Source organism: Flavobacterium sp. CHNK8 (assembly GCF_019774515.1).
GTDB classification, from domain to species: Bacteria; Bacteroidota; Bacteroidia; order Flavobacteriales; family Flavobacteriaceae; genus Flavobacterium; species Flavobacterium tiangeerense.
In genome coordinates this window covers 1,531,665-1,546,871 of record NZ_CP081492.1, presented here as the reverse complement: position 1 = coordinate 1,546,871, position 15,207 = coordinate 1,531,665, and the positions used below count along the sequence as shown (strand labels likewise).

At 32.7% G+C, this 15,207-nt stretch carries 13 protein-coding genes, 1 tRNA gene and 1 pseudogene; 8 read left to right on the top strand and 7 right to left on the bottom strand.

Annotated elements, in window-relative coordinates:
* Window positions 1-5 precede the first annotated feature (5 nt).
* Window positions 6-155: a hypothetical protein gene (locus K5V07_RS06440; RefSeq protein ID WP_167496932.1), complete on the bottom strand. Its 150-nt coding sequence runs from the start codon at window positions 153-155 to the stop codon at window positions 6-8.
* Window positions 156-411: 256 nt separating this feature from the next.
* Here K5V07_RS06440 and K5V07_RS06435 point away from each other — a divergent pair, with 256 nt between their 5' ends.
* Window positions 412-3,255, top strand: coding sequence for a PAS domain S-box protein (locus K5V07_RS06435; RefSeq protein WP_144891927.1), 2,844 nt, complete (start codon window positions 412-414; stop codon window positions 3,253-3,255).
* Entirely contained in the window at window positions 3,252-3,647 is a 396-nt protein-coding gene (locus K5V07_RS06430; protein ID WP_221916837.1) for a response regulator, read from the top strand. The genes K5V07_RS06435 and K5V07_RS06430 overlap by 4 nt, the downstream gene beginning before the upstream one ends.
* Before the next feature lie 15 nt (window positions 3,648-3,662).
* Here the strand turns inward: K5V07_RS06430 and K5V07_RS06425 are convergent, their stop codons facing one another.
* Window positions 3,663-4,205 carry a hypothetical protein gene (locus tag K5V07_RS06425; RefSeq protein WP_221916836.1) on the bottom strand — a complete coding sequence of 181 codons (543 nt, stop codon included), beginning with the start codon at window positions 4,203-4,205 and terminating at the stop codon, window positions 3,663-3,665.
* An 85-nt stretch (window positions 4,206-4,290) separates the two neighbouring features.
* Here K5V07_RS06425 and K5V07_RS06420 point away from each other — a divergent pair, with 85 nt between their 5' ends.
* From K5V07_RS06420 to K5V07_RS06400, 5 genes and pseudogenes are all read left to right on the top strand, one after another.
* On the top strand, window positions 4,291-4,536 hold the full coding sequence (locus K5V07_RS06420) for a hypothetical protein (RefSeq protein ID WP_144891934.1): 246 nt from the start codon (window positions 4,291-4,293) through the stop codon (window positions 4,534-4,536).
* Window positions 4,537-4,698: 162 nt separating this feature from the next.
* Entirely contained in the window at window positions 4,699-5,139 is a 441-nt protein-coding gene (locus K5V07_RS06415; RefSeq protein ID WP_086455484.1) for a KTSC domain-containing protein, read from the top strand.
* Between the two features lie 212 nt (window positions 5,140-5,351).
* On the top strand, window positions 5,352-6,116 hold the full coding sequence (locus tag K5V07_RS06410; protein WP_144891938.1) for a DUF4369 domain-containing protein: 765 nt from the start codon (window positions 5,352-5,354) through the stop codon (window positions 6,114-6,116).
* An 18-nt stretch (window positions 6,117-6,134) separates the two neighbouring features.
* Window positions 6,135-6,521: pseudogene (locus K5V07_RS06405) on the top strand (TlpA family protein disulfide reductase); the annotation flags it as partial.
* Window positions 6,522-6,694: 173 nt separating this feature from the next.
* Window positions 6,695-6,775, top strand: a tRNA-Tyr gene (locus K5V07_RS06400).
* 146 nt (window positions 6,776-6,921) lie between these two features.
* Here K5V07_RS06400 and K5V07_RS06395 read toward each other — a convergent pair.
* Complete coding sequence (locus K5V07_RS06395; protein ID WP_221916834.1) at window positions 6,922-10,050, bottom strand: TonB-dependent receptor; 3,129 nt, start codon at window positions 10,048-10,050, stop codon at window positions 6,922-6,924.
* Between the two features lie 180 nt (window positions 10,051-10,230).
* Between K5V07_RS06395 and K5V07_RS06390 the strand changes: the two genes are divergently transcribed.
* Window positions 10,231-10,563 carry a helix-turn-helix transcriptional regulator gene (locus K5V07_RS06390; RefSeq protein WP_182649930.1) on the top strand — a complete coding sequence of 111 codons (333 nt, stop codon included), beginning with the start codon at window positions 10,231-10,233 and terminating at the stop codon, window positions 10,561-10,563.
* A gap of 82 nt (window positions 10,564-10,645) precedes the next feature.
* Here the strand turns inward: K5V07_RS06390 and K5V07_RS06385 are convergent, their stop codons facing one another.
* The 4 genes from K5V07_RS06385 to K5V07_RS06370 all read right to left on the bottom strand — a co-directional run bounded on the left by K5V07_RS06385 (window position 10,646) and on the right by K5V07_RS06370 (window position 15,196).
* Entirely contained in the window at window positions 10,646-11,377 is a 732-nt protein-coding gene (locus tag K5V07_RS06385) for a rhamnogalacturonan acetylesterase (protein WP_221916833.1), read from the bottom strand.
* A gap of 7 nt (window positions 11,378-11,384) precedes the next feature.
* Window positions 11,385-12,731, bottom strand: coding sequence for a glycoside hydrolase family 28 protein (locus K5V07_RS06380; RefSeq protein WP_221916832.1), 1,347 nt, complete (start codon window positions 12,729-12,731; stop codon window positions 11,385-11,387).
* A gap of 213 nt (window positions 12,732-12,944) precedes the next feature.
* A complete protein-coding gene (locus tag K5V07_RS06375; RefSeq protein ID WP_255577761.1) occupies window positions 12,945-13,964 on the bottom strand; it encodes a pectinesterase family protein in 1,020 nt (339 codons plus the stop codon).
* Window positions 13,965-14,008: 44 nt separating this feature from the next.
* Window positions 14,009-15,196, bottom strand: coding sequence for a glycoside hydrolase family 105 protein (locus tag K5V07_RS06370; RefSeq protein ID WP_221916830.1), 1,188 nt, complete (start codon window positions 15,194-15,196; stop codon window positions 14,009-14,011).
* Between the last annotated feature and the right edge of the window lie 11 nt (window positions 15,197-15,207).

Sequence of the window (15,207 nt, the reverse complement as noted above, 5' to 3'; positions counted from 1 at the left end):
ACACCTTATTGCTCTGTTGTTTTATCCTCATTAAATTTTTTGGCAATCAATTTAAGCTTTTCTTTTCGCAATAAAACAGCTTGTTTGGCTTTATCTTGTGCTTTATGCAACTTATCATTGTGCTTTTTTATATTTTTCTCGTTGTTTCTACCCATAACAATTTGTATTTTGTAAATTACAATACAAAGGTCGGATATATTTGTTAAATCAAGAATTCTTTCTTTTAAATATAACAACATCAAAATTTCGATCTCTACATTTATCTTTCAAAAAAAAAAAAAAGATTTTACTATTACTAAATATTTGGTAAGTATATTAAAGACATGTTTTTTTACTATCTTAAAATTATTTCATAATTTATTGTTATATTTATATTTTTGTTAATCATTACTTAAATTACCATATTATTAGATGATTTTAAAAAGGAAACACATAAAATTTTTAAGATGGTTTATAGTACGTCCTAGAACCAGTGGTGTTTTATCCTTTTTATTTTTGTGTGCTGTTACAATAATAATTACCATTCAACAATACCAATTAGTTAAGGAGCAAGAACAACGTGAAATGAATAATATCCTAAACGTGGTTCATCAAAACATTGATCAATCCCTAAAAAATTATTATACTGCTACCTTAACCCTTGCCTTAACAATAAATGATGAAGGCATTCCAAAAAACTTTGAGTATGTAAGTAAAAGATTGATTGAATCAAACAAATCCATTTTTTGTGTTCAATTAGTTCCGCAGGGAGTTATTAAATATGTGTATCCGCTTGCCGAAAACAAACCAGCATTAAACCTCAATATTTTAACCAATCCTTACTTAAAAAAAGAAGCCTTTAAATCTATTGCCGATAAAAAAATATATTTTGCAGGACCATTACAATTAAAACAAGGAGGATTAGGAATTGTGGGACGCTACCCTATTTATAGACATAATACTTTCTGGGGATTTTCGGCAGTGATCGTTAAACTTAACACTTTTCTAGCTACATCTGGCATTCAAAATATTGATAATTCAAAATATTACTTTCAATTTTCAAAGTACGATAGTGACAAAAAAAAGGAAAAATTTTATCTCAACTATTCAACTGATTTAAAAAGTAAATATTATATATCAACAGAAATATTAGATGGCGACTGGAAATTATATTTAATTTCAAAAAATAAATATTACCTGTATTCTGCTATTTTAATCCCATGTATTTTAGGCTTTATTCTCGCAGGTATATTAGGATTACTGGTAACTACATTATTAAAAATACCAAACGAACTTCAATCATTAGTTAAGCTTCAAGCCAATAAAATTTTGGATACCGAAATGAAGTTCAAAACAATTTTTGATCAAGCCGCTCTAGGTATAGCAAGTATAGAACCTGTAACTGGAAATTTCTTGGAAATCAATAGTAAGTTTTGTGAGATGCTAGGATATACTGAAAAAGAAATGAAGCTTAAAAACTTTCAATCTATTACCCATCCAGATGATCTTGAACAAGATATAACTAATGTAGATCACTTAAAAAATGGACGTATCAATGAATATGCTATGCAAAAAAGATATTTTACAAAAAAAGGTGATATACTCTGGGTTAATCTTACGGTAACACCTTTATTAGACACCAACCAAAATAGAGAAAATCTTATTGCTATCGTTGAAGACATCACACTAAAAAAAACTACCGAAAAAATTATAAAAAAAAGTGAAACTAGATTTAAAAGCTTATTTGATGACAGTCCGCTACCGCTCCGCGAAGAAGATTTTTCAGAAGTAAAAAAATACTTAGAACAAAAAAAATTAATTCATAAAAGTACCGAGACTGTTTTAGAGTATTTTAATCAAAACCCAAATGATGTTGATGAATGTCACTCGTTAATAAAAGTGATCAATGCTAATAAGGCATGCTTAAAACTTTATAAAGTCAAAAATATTGACGAACTAATAAGCAATAAAAACGAGCTATTTAATTTAAAGTCTAGAAATGATTTCATTAATAATTTAGTAGCCATCACTCAGGGAAAGAAGCAATTTATTATTGATACACTGATTCGCAATGGAAAAGGGGAATTTAGGGCTATTAATTTAAGATGGAATCTAGTGCAAGGATACAAAAATACATTTGAACGCGTTATTGTATCAACAGAGGACATAACTAATAGACTTGAATCTGAAAGAATTATAATCGATACAAAACAAAATGTAGAATCATTAATAAATACTATAGATGGAATTGTATGGGAATGTGATGCAACTACTTATAATTTTGGTTTTATTAGTGATAAAGTAACTAACATTTTAGGTTACACACCAGAAGAGTGGGTAAATGATCCGCATTTTTGGAGCAATCACATTTATCCAGAAGATAAAGAATGGGTACAGAGTTACTGTAAAATAAAAGTAAATGAAAATCTAGATCACGATTTTGAATACCGCATGATTGCTAAAGACGGAAAAATTGTATGGCTTAGAGATATAGTCAATATAATCTATGACCATGGAAAACCCAACATGCTACGCGGAATCATGATTGATATTACCCATAGTAAAGAAGCTGAAAATGAACTTAATACCTCTTTTGAAATTGTTAGCGAACAAAACAAACGCTTGCTCAACTTCTCCTATATTGTATCTCATAATTTAAGGTCTCATACCAGCAATATTGCCTCCATTGTTTCATTTCTCGAAAATACAGACTCTCAGGAAGAGAAAAATGAAATGCTTCAGTTATTAAAAACGGTATCAAACTCTCTAAATGAAACCATGCTTCATTTGAACGAAGTCATTAATATAAGAACTAATATTAGCTTAGTTTTAGTGCCATTAAATCTAAATGAATACATTTCAACAGCGCTAAATGTTCTAACTGAACAAATTTCAAAAAATGATATTTCAATATTAAGCCACGTTCCACTTGACACGATCATAAATTACAATCCGGCTTATTTAGAAAGTATTCTTTACAACATAATTTCAAATTCCATTAGGTATAGACACCCAGATAGAACAGCGATTATAAAAATAAGTTACCATATAGAAAATAATTTAAAATTTCTTGAAATATCTGATAACGGAATAGGAATCGATCTTATAAAAAACGCAGACAAACTTTTTGGAATGTACAAAACCTTTACTACAAATTCTGAATCTAAAGGGATTGGATTATTCATTACAAAAAATCAAATAGATGCAATGGGCGGAACCATCACTGTTGAAAGTGAACCTAACATAGGAACAACATTTAAAATTTATATTCGATGACAAATAAAACGATATGGATTGTTGATGACGATCCTATTTACCAAATAATTGTTAGTAAAATAATAAACAGATCAGCTATGTTCTCAAAAATTATTCCATTTAAAAATGGAAAAGAGGCAATTGATCAACTCCAGGAAGTTATTAATAACAATGAAGCAGTACCTGACATCATTTTATTAGATATAAATATGCCAATTATGGATGGATGGGAATTTATGGAGGAATTTAACAACTTAAAACCAAAATATCTTGATAAAATCCGTATCTATATTGTAAGCTCATCGATAGCTGTTGAAGATAAAACAAAATCAAAAAAATTTAAAACAATATTAGGATACATTTCAAAACCGGTTACAGTAAATGATATAGTATTAATTGCATCCGATGAATAATTAAAATTTCTAAAACTACTTGCACTCTTTCTTTATTTCGTCAAGTGTTTTCTCACTGTATATTAATTGCTCTACAATGTGCTTTCTCAAATCATCAATATCCGAATCAAAATATTTAGCCCATGAAGATAACTGCAGTACATTTCTAACTTGTTTGATTCGTTTTCTAGTTTCAGAGCTAGTTCGTAAAACTGCTTTTTTATCAAAATCCGGATTGTTTTTATGCTGATATTGAACAAGTTTCTTACCATAATTTACTTCAAGATAATACAATAAATCAATGTCATTATCTGGATAAAAACTTTCCCACGCTGCAAATCCTAATTTAAATTTAGAGTCCGTTTCTTGTTCCAATGACTCTAGCCTCCATTTACAATTTGCCAACCTTCCCCAATGATTGGATAAGCGATACATTCCTTTTTTAGTATAATAATACTTACTACCTGATTTGCTATCATATTGAACTTTTAAATCATTTATAGCGTCCAGTGAAGTTTCTTGGAAAACACAAAAAGTATTTTTAAAAGAATTAGGGCTAGGTCTAAAGTTGTTTTGCATAGTGCAAATATAATCAAGAAGAGTATTTACTGATAATTCAAATTAAAAATGATTAAATTTGCTCACTTAAATAAAATAGATAAAGATGACAAAAGCTAACGAAGAAAGAATGTTACAAAAAGGAATCTACACGGGAGTTATTGAAAAAGATGAAAATAATAACTTTTTTTGTGGAGAATATTTGTTAGACTACAAAATGGCAACAAAATTCAATGTAGGTGATATGGTTACTATAAAATCAATCATTGAAAACCCAAGTGACATTAGCCATAATAAATACCCAAAGAAGTCAAAGAATTTTGATAAAGCAAATTACAAGCCACAACAATAAAGATATTAAGCAGAGCTTAAAATATTTTTCATTAAAACTATTCGAAGATTTTTTTTAGACAAAATCGCAAAAAATAAAAAAAAGTGTACCTTTGCAAAAAATTTGTCCATTTAAAACAAAATTGTATTCCTTATATACAAAAAGACAAGTAGTTACATATTTATGAAAAAAATAGTTGAATACCGCAAATTGCTAAATGTAGATAAAACTGCTGAGCTGAAAGATTTGAAGACCATTTATCGTAATGCGATGAAGGAAGCACACCCAGATAAATTTCAAGGTGATGAAGCTGGATTAAAAGCAGCTGAAGAAAATAGTAAAAAAATTATTGAAGCCTACCATTTTTTGGTTAGCATCAATCCTGAAACTATCAAAGCAAACTTACCTGAATATACTGAAACTATTTCAACATCAACAATTACAGATTATAAATTTGTTGAGGGTAGATTGATTATCAATTTTTCAAATGGTAGCGTATATGAATACATTAGTGTTCCTAAAGCTACTTATGTAAAAATGGTAAATGCAGATTCTCCTGGAAGATTTGCAAAAAGACACATATTAAATGCTTTTACTTGGAGAAAAACAACCAATCAAGACTAAGCACTTATAATAAACATTCAAGCACTCCTTATGGGGTGCTTTTTTTTTAAAAAAATTGAAAAGTTGTAAAATATACCTTCTTTATTGATTACTAAACGCTATGTTTATACATAATAAATAGCACTTTATAACAAAAAATTAGGTAGTTATTATATTTGTAATTTATTATTTTTAAATACTTTTGCAGATATAACTATATTAACTAATTTATAATGAAAAAAATAATTTTATTACTTTCTGCTACTGTCGTATTAATTTCTTGTAGCAAAGTTGGGAAAGATGAATACTTGATTACAGGTACAGCAACAGGTGTTGATAATGGTAAAACAATTGTTCTAGAAACTCAAGATGCTACTGGAATGATGCTTGCAAAAGATACTGTTAAAGTTGAAAATGGTAAATTTGAAATGAAAGGTAACATCACTGAACCTGCTTTTTATACCTTACAATTAGAAGGAGCTCAAGCTAAAATACCATTTATCTTAGAAAATGCTGAGGTAACTATTGCAATAAACAAAGACAGCATTCAAAAATCTAAAGTTTCAGGGACATATAATAATGATGAGTATATGACCTTTAATGAAGAAATCACTAAGGTTCAAAAGAAACTTATGGATTTTCAAACCAAAAACATGGCAGCTATGAATACTGCTCAACAAACAAAAGATACTGTTGTGATCAATAAGTTGATGCAAGAGTTTTCTAAAATTCAGGAAGAAGTTAATACTGCTTCAAAAAACAAATATTTGACTTATGCTGAAACACACCCTAAATCATTTATTTCAGCTTTGATTATCCAAGGAATGTTAAATGATCCTTCAACTGATGTTGCAAAATCAGAAAAACTATACAATAGTCTTGAAGAATCATTGAAAAAAACAAAACCTGGAATAGCAATTAAAACTAAAATTGCTGAAAGAAAAGCTCCTGCTGCTGTAGGTGCTGCTCCTGCTCCAGCAATGCCAGGAAGTAACTGAAGAGCAGATTTTTCAGCACCAAATCCACAAGGAAAAATAATTTCTTTGAAGGAAAGTTTAGGTAAAGTTACAATTGTAGATTTTTGGGCCTCATGGTGCGGACCATGTCGTCAAGAAAACCCTAATGTAGTAGCTTTATACAAAGAGCTGCATACTAAAGGACTTAACATTATAGGTGTCTCTTTAGATAAAGATGCCAAAGCTTGGAAAGATGCAATTGCAAAAGATAATTTAACTTGGAACCAAGTTTCAAACTTAAAATTTTGGGATGAACCTATAGCTGCACAATATAAAGTAGAATCTATACCCGCTACTTTTATACTAGATGCATCTGGTAAAGTAGTTGCAAAAAACTTGCGTGGCGAGGCTCTACGAGAAAAAGTACTAGAACTTTTATCCAAATAAATATACTTTTTTGAAAAAATAAAAAAATCTCCTTTATGGAGATTTTTTTATTTAATTCACTACCAAGTGATTAAAAAAATTAGTAAAATTAAGTTCAAAATATGTTTGGAAACTTAAAAACTGTTGCTATATTTGCACCCGGTTAACACAACGAGTTATACTTGTTAAGTCTTGGGGAGATACTCAAGCGGCCAACGAGGGCAGACTGTAAATCTGCTGTGTAAACTTCGCAGGTTCGAATCCTGCTCTCCCCACTAAAGCGTTGCATTTGCAACGCTTTTTTTATGGATTGTTTTAATGTATTATTTCCTGCCTAATTTTACAATTCTTAAAAAAAAGAATTATCCATAAGTTACATGAATAATTCTGTTGGCTCATTTTAGAGTTTAAAAAATCACTCTTACAAGAAATGATAACTCACACTAAGTTGACCCTGCCATCTTGAATTTAAATTATCAACTAACCAAGGAGTACCTTTTGGATTTTTAAATTGAAAAACGGGCTGTTGATTTTCTATTCGAACAAAATCAAGCAAAGCATAACCTGAATTGTTAATATTAGGAACATAGACTTGAGTACCCCAATTTTTTGAAACTAGGTTGCCTACATTAAATAAATCAAGCGCAAACTCTACTTTATTTTTAAAAAGTTTTGTCTCATACATGAGTTTTAAATCTACTTGATGATTCCATGGTGTTCTTGCCGCGTTTCTATTGGCGTATTTACCTCTGTTTTTACTCAAATAATCATTGTCGTTGATGTATTCATTAAGCTGCTGCCATTGCTCAGCTGCTGATACAATAATAGTATTATTCCTATCTACTATATTTTGAAGTCTAATTTCCGATTGATCTCTGGGAATATAAATAATATCGTTCTTGGCTGATCCATCTCTATTAATATCTCCTTCATAAACAAATGTAAATGGACTCCCTGATCTACCGTTGTATAATAATCCTACTTTAAAACTGCTCGATTTAAAATGAATATCATAAAAATGATAGGAAACAATTTTATGACGCAAATCAAAATTTGAAGCAGTAAGTTCTGGTGAATTGGCTACTAAGGCTTGGTTCCATTCAAAATTTGCCGCATGTGAATTCCTATTGGTGCTTGAAATGTCTTTACTCACTCCATAAGTATACCCTAAAAATCCATTGTAATTGCTTTCCGTTTTAGTAAGCCCTAGAGTGAAGTTGTATCTATATCCTTTAGAAGTATTAGTCAATAAAAAAACATTTGTGAAATTAGGATTGATTTTAATACTCTCTGCTGAGGTATTGTAATACGGACGTTGATCTGCTCCTGTAAAATTACTTTTTTGATCCTCCCTCCTATTTATAGATTGAAATAACAACCCTTCTAAAGTTTTAGTATAAGTTGCCTCCAAGTTTAAGGCAAAATTATTTTTTAAAGCTACATCAAGCGCAATGTTACTTTTCCAATCACGTGGTAAATTGAAATTAGTATCTACTAAATTTACTTCGGTCAACTTTCTATTTTGCAAAGGCGCTAACTGACTTAAATCTTCGTTGATATCTAAATTTGTTGTAGGGCGGTAATCAATGTTAAAATATTTAGTTCCTGAAATGTAATATTCATAAGCATACCACACAAAAGGCATTCTTCCAGTAAACAAGCCAGAACCGCCTTTTAAAATGTATTTTCCATCTTTATCTATAGTGTAATTAAAACCAAAACGCGGATTAATTATTGGTGAACTATTAATTTTATTTTGATAACCTGCAAACTCTGGTGTACGTTGAATTTCATCAGAAACAGGAAAAGCGGTAGGCGTATTTTGCCAATCTAAACGTATTCCAGCTAAAATAGTAAACTTTTTTGAGAGTCTAATTTCATCTTGTAAATAAGCACTACCTAATACAACTCCATAATCTGCTGATGGTGTCTTTTTATTAAACTCAAAATCGTTATTCTCAATATTGTACACTCCACGAACACGATTGGGTTGATCTGCCAGGAAACTAGCTACAGAGTTGTATTGCCACCTACCATTGAAAGCAGTTAAAAAACGATATTCAATACTATTAATTTCAGATGAAACTCCAGCAGTAAATTTATGATTTCTGTGATAATAAGTAAGATTATCTGTAAACTGAATAGTATTTAAACTTAAACCGTAAATAGAAGCTTCTCTATACGTTCCTGCAAAAACAGTATTTGAGGTATTGTCAATAATTTCTAAATGCGGAAAAACACGACCTTCATAAGTCCGATCATCATTTACCGTTGATAAAGAAACTGTCATTTTATTTGAAAGCTGATTTGTGAATTTACTTTTTAGCTCTGCTACAATACTATTTGTAGTAGAATTGTGCCTGTATCCTTGATTTGTAAAATTAAAAACAGTGGGAGTCCATTCTAGATTATCAGCATAGCCTTTAACAAAATTATTTCTCAACGTTAATTTATGATCATCACTAATATTGTAATCTAACCTTAAAAAAAGTTTGGTATTCTTGCGCTCTATTTGGGCATTGAGTGCAGTTCCTGGATCATAATTATATTTTGTTTTAAGTCTATCAGCTATAAGGGCAACCGTTTCAGCAGAAATATTGGAAGTTATACTTCCAGGAGCATTAAATACCGTTTCATTTCTATCGGCCAATTCTGCATTAAAAAAATAAAACAATTTGTTTTTAACTAGGCTTCCGCCAATACTAAAACCGTAGGTATAGTCATTAAAAGCTGCTTTTTGTTTCTTAATACCATCAGCGTAAGTACCTACTAAATTTCTATTTTTCACAAAGGTGTAGGCAAGACCAGTTGTTTTATTCGTTCCACTTTTAGTAACTGCATTGATGCTTGCACCTGTAAAATTCCCAAAAGTTACATCAAATGGGGCAGTTTTTACAGAGAGTGCACTTATGGCTCCAAAACCTATCGGTTGCGTACCTGCTAAACCCCCAGGCGTTCCGGAAGCAGTTGATCCTGCTGCACCACTCGCTGGCTCTTGAAAGCCCAAAACATCATTTGTGGCGCTCCCATCAATAGATAAATTATTAAACCTATAGTTAGCCCCTCCAAATGAATTTAGGTTTGCCTCTGGTAGTAATCGCGTAGCATCTTGAATACTTCTATTTGCCGAAGGAAGGTTCGTAATTACATCTATTTTTAAACGCTTTTCATTTCCTTTTTTAGACTCAGCATTGTTTACAACTACTACTGATTGCAATACTTCTGCTTTTGCAAAAAGTATAAAATCAAGTTTGGTAGTTTTACCTAGTTGTACTTGAATAGCATCTGAAAGTAAGGTATTAAACCCTTCCGCCACAATTTTAATTTCATAATCATACGCTGGCTGTAACTGATTGAATTCATAATACCCATCTGCTTGTGATTGCGTTGCATATTTTATTCCTGTTGACTTTTGAAGAATAGAAATAGTAGCAAATGGCAAGGTATTATTTTGCTCATCTGTTATGGTTCCTTTTACTATTCCAGTAGTTTCTTGAGCGAATAATAATCCTGAACAAAACAGAATTAAAAAAGTGAAAATGTACTTCATTTTTATAAAATATAGATTTTATAAAACTACGTAACTAAATGTGTTTAAGTTTTAATAATTTATCGTATTTTTACGATTATACTTTGTTAAAATCAACATAAAATACTGAATAATAAAAACTTACACTGAATTAATATTTTTTATAATGTCCAAACTAATTATCTATAAAACACGATTAATATGAAAGGAAATAACAATTTTAACAGTTTAGATCTAGAACTTTCACAATTGGCAAAATGTTTATCCCATCCTGCAAGAATCCAAATTATAGCCATACTCTCAAGACATAAGGATAGAACCTGCAAGGAAATTGTGGCCGAGTTACCCTTGTCTCAATCTACCGTTTCTAAACATTTAAAAGATTTGCTTGAAGAAAATCTAATATGTAGAAAATTAAGTGGGACACAATCTTTATATACTCTTGAATGGAATAAGCTTGAACGTGTTTTTACCATTTTTGAACGATTTAATAAAAAAACGATGGTTCACCGCCCAAAAAGAAATTGTTGTTAAAATAAATCAAACTAATTTTTAACATCAATTCACAAGCAACACTTACTGTTATATGGGATAAAACATTACGGTTTTATCTGGTTTATTTCACTTCTTTGGATAAGCGAATGTCGAGTGCTTTTATTTGTTGCGCAGCAATTTTAGCAATTTCTGTGGCTCCTTTTACAGACAGATGCGTATTATCCTCAATTCCTTTTGGGATATAGCTATTTTCTCCCGCGGCAAAGTGTAGATGTAACTCTTTTGATTTTTCCACTCCGTAGGATTCTTCCAGAAGTTCTGTATAGTATTGCATGTCGATAAAAGGAACTCTATATTCTTGTGCAACGAGCCTTAATTCTTGTGTATAATCGCCGTGTGAATCAATCAAAACACCTTGTTCATTGAAAGTTCTTCGGGTAATAGAGGAAAACAAAATAGGAGTTGCACCTTTTTTTCTTGTTTCTTCTACAAAACGAATCAAATTGTGTCTATAGCTTGTGTGCGGGTTGGTATAACGGGTTGGGTCGGTTACTTTGCCATCGTTGTGACCAAATTGGATAAAGACATAATCCCCTTTTTTAAGTGAATTGTACACAGCGTCCCATAATTTTAGATCAATGAAACTACGCGTGCTTCGGCCATTGACGGCATGGTTTTCTATCACCACATTATCTGAAAAAAAAGAAGGTAGCATTTGTCCCCATCCTCTTTCGGGGTTTTGTTCTGGGGCTACTTTGTTGGCCATAGTCGAATCGCCAATGGTGTAAATGGTCGTTTTTTGTGCCCAACCGCTTAGGGTGATGAACACAATTACTAGGAAGTACTTTTTCATTTTAATGTTATTTTACAGAGGTTGGAACTGTAGCTTTATCTCCAATAGTGACTTCATTCAAAACAACATTTTCAGCGTTTTGGCTTGAAATGCCGTTTTTGGCCCATTGAATATGAATGTTGTTAAAAAAAATGTCTTTTATTTTTAAATCGGGATAGCCTTGAATCACAATGCCGGTTTGTGTGGCTTTGTTGCAAACGATATTCGAAAAATTGATGTTGCTAATGCTTGAAGCAAAACCATTCCCTTCGCCGTGGTAGTTGGAAGTTATATGCAAGGCATCTTCTACCTCGTCGAGTTGTAAATTGTTTACAAATACATCTTTGATATAGCCACCACGGTCTGCATTGGTTTTTAGGTAAATGCCTCTTTTGAGGTAGCCAGTTGTCTTGCAATTTTCTATAAAAATGTTTTGAATTCCAGCCGACATCTCGCTGCCCAGCACAACACCATGAAGTCCCTTAAAGTTGCAATTTCGGATGACAATGTTTTGGCTTGGAGTGACACTATTGGCTCTTCCTTCGTGGTCTCTTCCTGATTTTATGGCAATATTATCATCGGCATTATCAAAAGAAATATTTTCGATTAGGACATCACTAGCATATTCGGGATCAATTCCGTCGTTATTGTTATTGAATGCTTTGAATTTTAAACCTCGAACCGTAATGCTTTTACTTTTTAACAAATGAATGCACCAAAATGGTGAATCTTCGATTTGAACATTTTCGATAAGTATATTTTTCGAGTCGATGAATTGAATAAGTTGCGGTCTCAAGTAATGTCCTTCTCCAAAAACTCGGTCTTTGACGGGAACATTTTGATGATTCATTTCTCTACTCAAAAGTTGGTCTTTCTTTTCGAGAGGTTTCCATTTGATCCAAGTGTTTTTGGCTTCTCCATCGATAATTCCGTTTCCGGTAATGGCAATGTTTTCTATGCCAATTCCATAAATCAATGGACTGTAATTGTATAGCATTGTGCCTTCCCAACTGGTTAAAACTAGCGGATAATCTTTTGGATTAGAGCCAAATCTGATTTTGGCACCGTCCTCTAAATGCAAGCGAACATTGCTCACAAAATGAAGCGGACCTTGTAGTGTATAGACACCTTTTGGGACAATGATTGTTCCGCCGTTTTTCTTTTTACAAAGCGCCATTGCTCTATCAAAAGCGGGTTTTGCATTGCTTATTGAATCTCCTTTGGCTCCCATTGCAGTCACTTTTATGGTGAATGGAGGAATGATGGGTAAAACGATACGATTTAGGATAGCATTGACTTTTTCTATGGGAAAAGGCGCGTTTTGTGACCAACCACTTAGGCTGATGCAGACAAAGAATAACAGATATTTTTTCATTTTTGGTGGTATTTATTATTATTTTTTCACGCTGAAACCAAGAGTACAATTTCTTGGCTGCTAGCCCCTATTGCTTCGCCAGTTCGCTATCGCTAGGGTGTCGTGGAAATCTTTTTGTGCCGGTCCCGAAACTTCGGGATGGCACAAAAGATTATAACGGATAGCGGGACTTTATTTCCTGAAAAGCCCTTTGTTACCGCTCCTAGAAATTAATTATTTAACGGTTAGGTACCAATTTTTTATTTTGTCACTAAGAATGGTTTCAATAGTATACTTTTTAGCTTCTTTTTTGGTGAGTTGATGCGACCACGGGACTCTATTTTGAGGTTGAAAGCCAGAACCAGAACAGTTGTATTCGGCATAAAAGCTGGTTTTTTCGGCTACGGGTTTTGACCAATTGTGCCATCCTTGCGGGAGAATATGGGCATCCATCGTGCAATTGATGAAAACGGTTTTCGCATAGATGCGCCAAGGTCTGCCTAAATAGACTTCTTTGACACTAGCGTCGGCGGTGAGTTTGCAGTTTTTGAAAACGTAGCCAAAAGTACTGTCCTGAGGCGTTGAAGCTGCGGTGATATAGGAATCTTTTTTGCTGTGCAGCGTGCAGTTTTCGAACAAAACCGTGGCATCGCCAAAAATAAAATCGGTGGTGCCCTCGATGTAGCAATCTTTGAAATAGTTTTTGGTTCCCTCGCCTGAGGTGTAAAGCGTGTCCTGGTTTCCTAAGAGATTGCAATTTTCAATTTTTACCCGATTGGCGTTTACATGGAGCGCAACCGCTTGCCCGACCTCGCCCGAACTATTTTCGATGGTTAAATTTTGAGCCATAAAATCGTTTCCTTCTACCAAAACGGTGTAGGTGTGAAAGGTGCTGTTGCGTCCCACATTCACTTTTTTGAAGTGATCTTCAAAAGTAATGATAGTGTTCTCTTTGCTTTCGCCAATGAGGGAAATTTTGGTATTCCAAGCGTGGATTTTTACTTTTTCGTAGTATTTTCCGTTTTTGATATAGATTATAATGCGTTGGTCGGGATAGGAACGAGCCGCATTAATGGCATCTTGAATCTTGGTGAAATTGCCAGATCCTTTAGCATCTACCACAAAATAATTCTCATTGATTTTTACTTCTACCTTTACTACTGTAATCATATTTGGGATCTCGCTGGAGCTTTGAGCCAGAATATTTATATTAGAAACAAAAATACAAACCATAACATTTATAATTCTTTGCATGTACCTCATTTCAAAAAGCATTATAAAAGATTAATATGATGAACTTACTTATTCAACTCTATTGCAGCTAAAATAAAAGGCCCAGTTGCTTTTGGGTCGTTGTCTTTTTTCTTTTCGTTTACATAGTACTCAAAAGAGCCATCTCGGTAAGGATTTCCACCAAGTCCAGCCACTGCGCAGGCTTGAGTGATGATTACTTCGCCATTTGAACCAATTTTAACCAATTTTCCTGTAAGACCATTAAAGGCTTTTTGAGCAATCTTTTTGTATTTTTTAGGTAAATATCCCTTATTTGCTCCTTTTGCAAAAGCATAACTAAACATGGCTGTTCCAGAGGCTTCTAAGTAATTTCCGCCTTGATTTCCCTTATCTGTAACTTGATACCAAAGTCCTGATTCATCTTGAAAAGGAACCAATGCTGAGGCCAATTGGTTCAAATAACTTACTAATTCTTTATGTTTTGGATGATTTTTGGGCATATAATCTAAAACATCCACCAATGCCATGGCGTACCAACCCAAAGAACGAGACCAGAAATTTGGAGATGTTCCAGTCGTTTTATTGGCCCAAGGCATTTGTTTGCTTTCGTCCCAAGCATGATAAAGCAATCCAGTTTTAGGATCGCGATCATTTTTTTGAATGAGTTCAAATTGTTTAGCGATGTCATCTAAACTTTTTCCATTTTCAAAGGTCGTGGTGTATTGGATATAAAAAGGCTCTCCCATATACAATCCGTCCAACCACATTTGGTTAGGATATATTTTTTTGTGCCAAAATCCACCACTAGCAGTTCTGGGTTGTTCTTCGATTTGTTTTCTGAGCGTTTGTAATGCTTTTAGATATTTTTCCTCTTTGGTTTTATCATAAATATCAAATAATAATCTACCAGCTACTACCATATCAATATTGTACGAATCAAATTTGTAGCTATCGATAGTCCCATCGTTTTGGATGAGTTTGTCTACATATGATTTTATGTATTCGGTATATTTTGGATTGGGATGTTTTTTATTCAATTCTTCCATTGCAGTCAAAACCAGTCCGTGAACATAATCCCATTTTGGAGAAGTCGCATGATCTATCATATACGATTCTTGGTGTTGTAGCATTACGGTAGCGGCCATGCGCTCTGACCATTTTAGTTTTGGTGATATGGTTTGCGCATTCAAAATACTAGCTTCGCATACTCCTAGAACAATTATTAAAAGGGTGATAAAACTATTTTTTGTCATGATTAAATTGT

What these genes read in the sequence shown, in the direction of transcription:
- K5V07_RS06440 (WP_167496932.1), bottom strand. Translation starts at nt 155, where the DNA reads ATGGGTAGAAACAACGAGAAAAATATAAAAAAGCACAATGATAAGTTG.
- K5V07_RS06435 (WP_144891927.1), top strand. Translation starts at nt 412, where the DNA reads ATGATTTTAAAAAGGAAACACATAAAATTTTTAAGATGGTTTATAGTA.
- K5V07_RS06430 (WP_221916837.1), top strand. Translation starts at nt 3,252, where the DNA reads ATGACAAATAAAACGATATGGATTGTTGATGACGATCCTATTTACCAA.
- K5V07_RS06425 (WP_221916836.1), bottom strand. Translation starts at nt 4,205, where the DNA reads ATGCAAAACAACTTTAGACCTAGCCCTAATTCTTTTAAAAATACTTTT.
- K5V07_RS06420 (WP_144891934.1), top strand. Translation starts at nt 4,291, where the DNA reads ATGACAAAAGCTAACGAAGAAAGAATGTTACAAAAAGGAATCTACACG.
- K5V07_RS06415 (WP_086455484.1), top strand. Translation starts at nt 4,699, where the DNA reads ATGAAAAAAATAGTTGAATACCGCAAATTGCTAAATGTAGATAAAACT.
- K5V07_RS06410 (WP_144891938.1), top strand. Translation starts at nt 5,352, where the DNA reads ATGAAAAAAATAATTTTATTACTTTCTGCTACTGTCGTATTAATTTCT.
- K5V07_RS06395 (WP_221916834.1), bottom strand. Translation starts at nt 10,050, where the DNA reads ATGAAGTACATTTTCACTTTTTTAATTCTGTTTTGTTCAGGATTATTA.
- K5V07_RS06390 (WP_182649930.1), top strand. Translation starts at nt 10,231, where the DNA reads ATGAAAGGAAATAACAATTTTAACAGTTTAGATCTAGAACTTTCACAA.
- K5V07_RS06385 (WP_221916833.1), bottom strand. Translation starts at nt 11,377, where the DNA reads ATGAAAAAGTACTTCCTAGTAATTGTGTTCATCACCCTAAGCGGTTGG.
- K5V07_RS06380 (WP_221916832.1), bottom strand. Translation starts at nt 12,731, where the DNA reads ATGAAAAAATATCTGTTATTCTTTGTCTGCATCAGCCTAAGTGGTTGG.
- K5V07_RS06375 (WP_255577761.1), bottom strand. Translation starts at nt 13,964, where the DNA reads ATGCAAAGAATTATAAATGTTATGGTTTGTATTTTTGTTTCTAATATA.
- K5V07_RS06370 (WP_221916830.1), bottom strand. Translation starts at nt 15,196, where the DNA reads ATGACAAAAAATAGTTTTATCACCCTTTTAATAATTGTTCTAGGAGTA.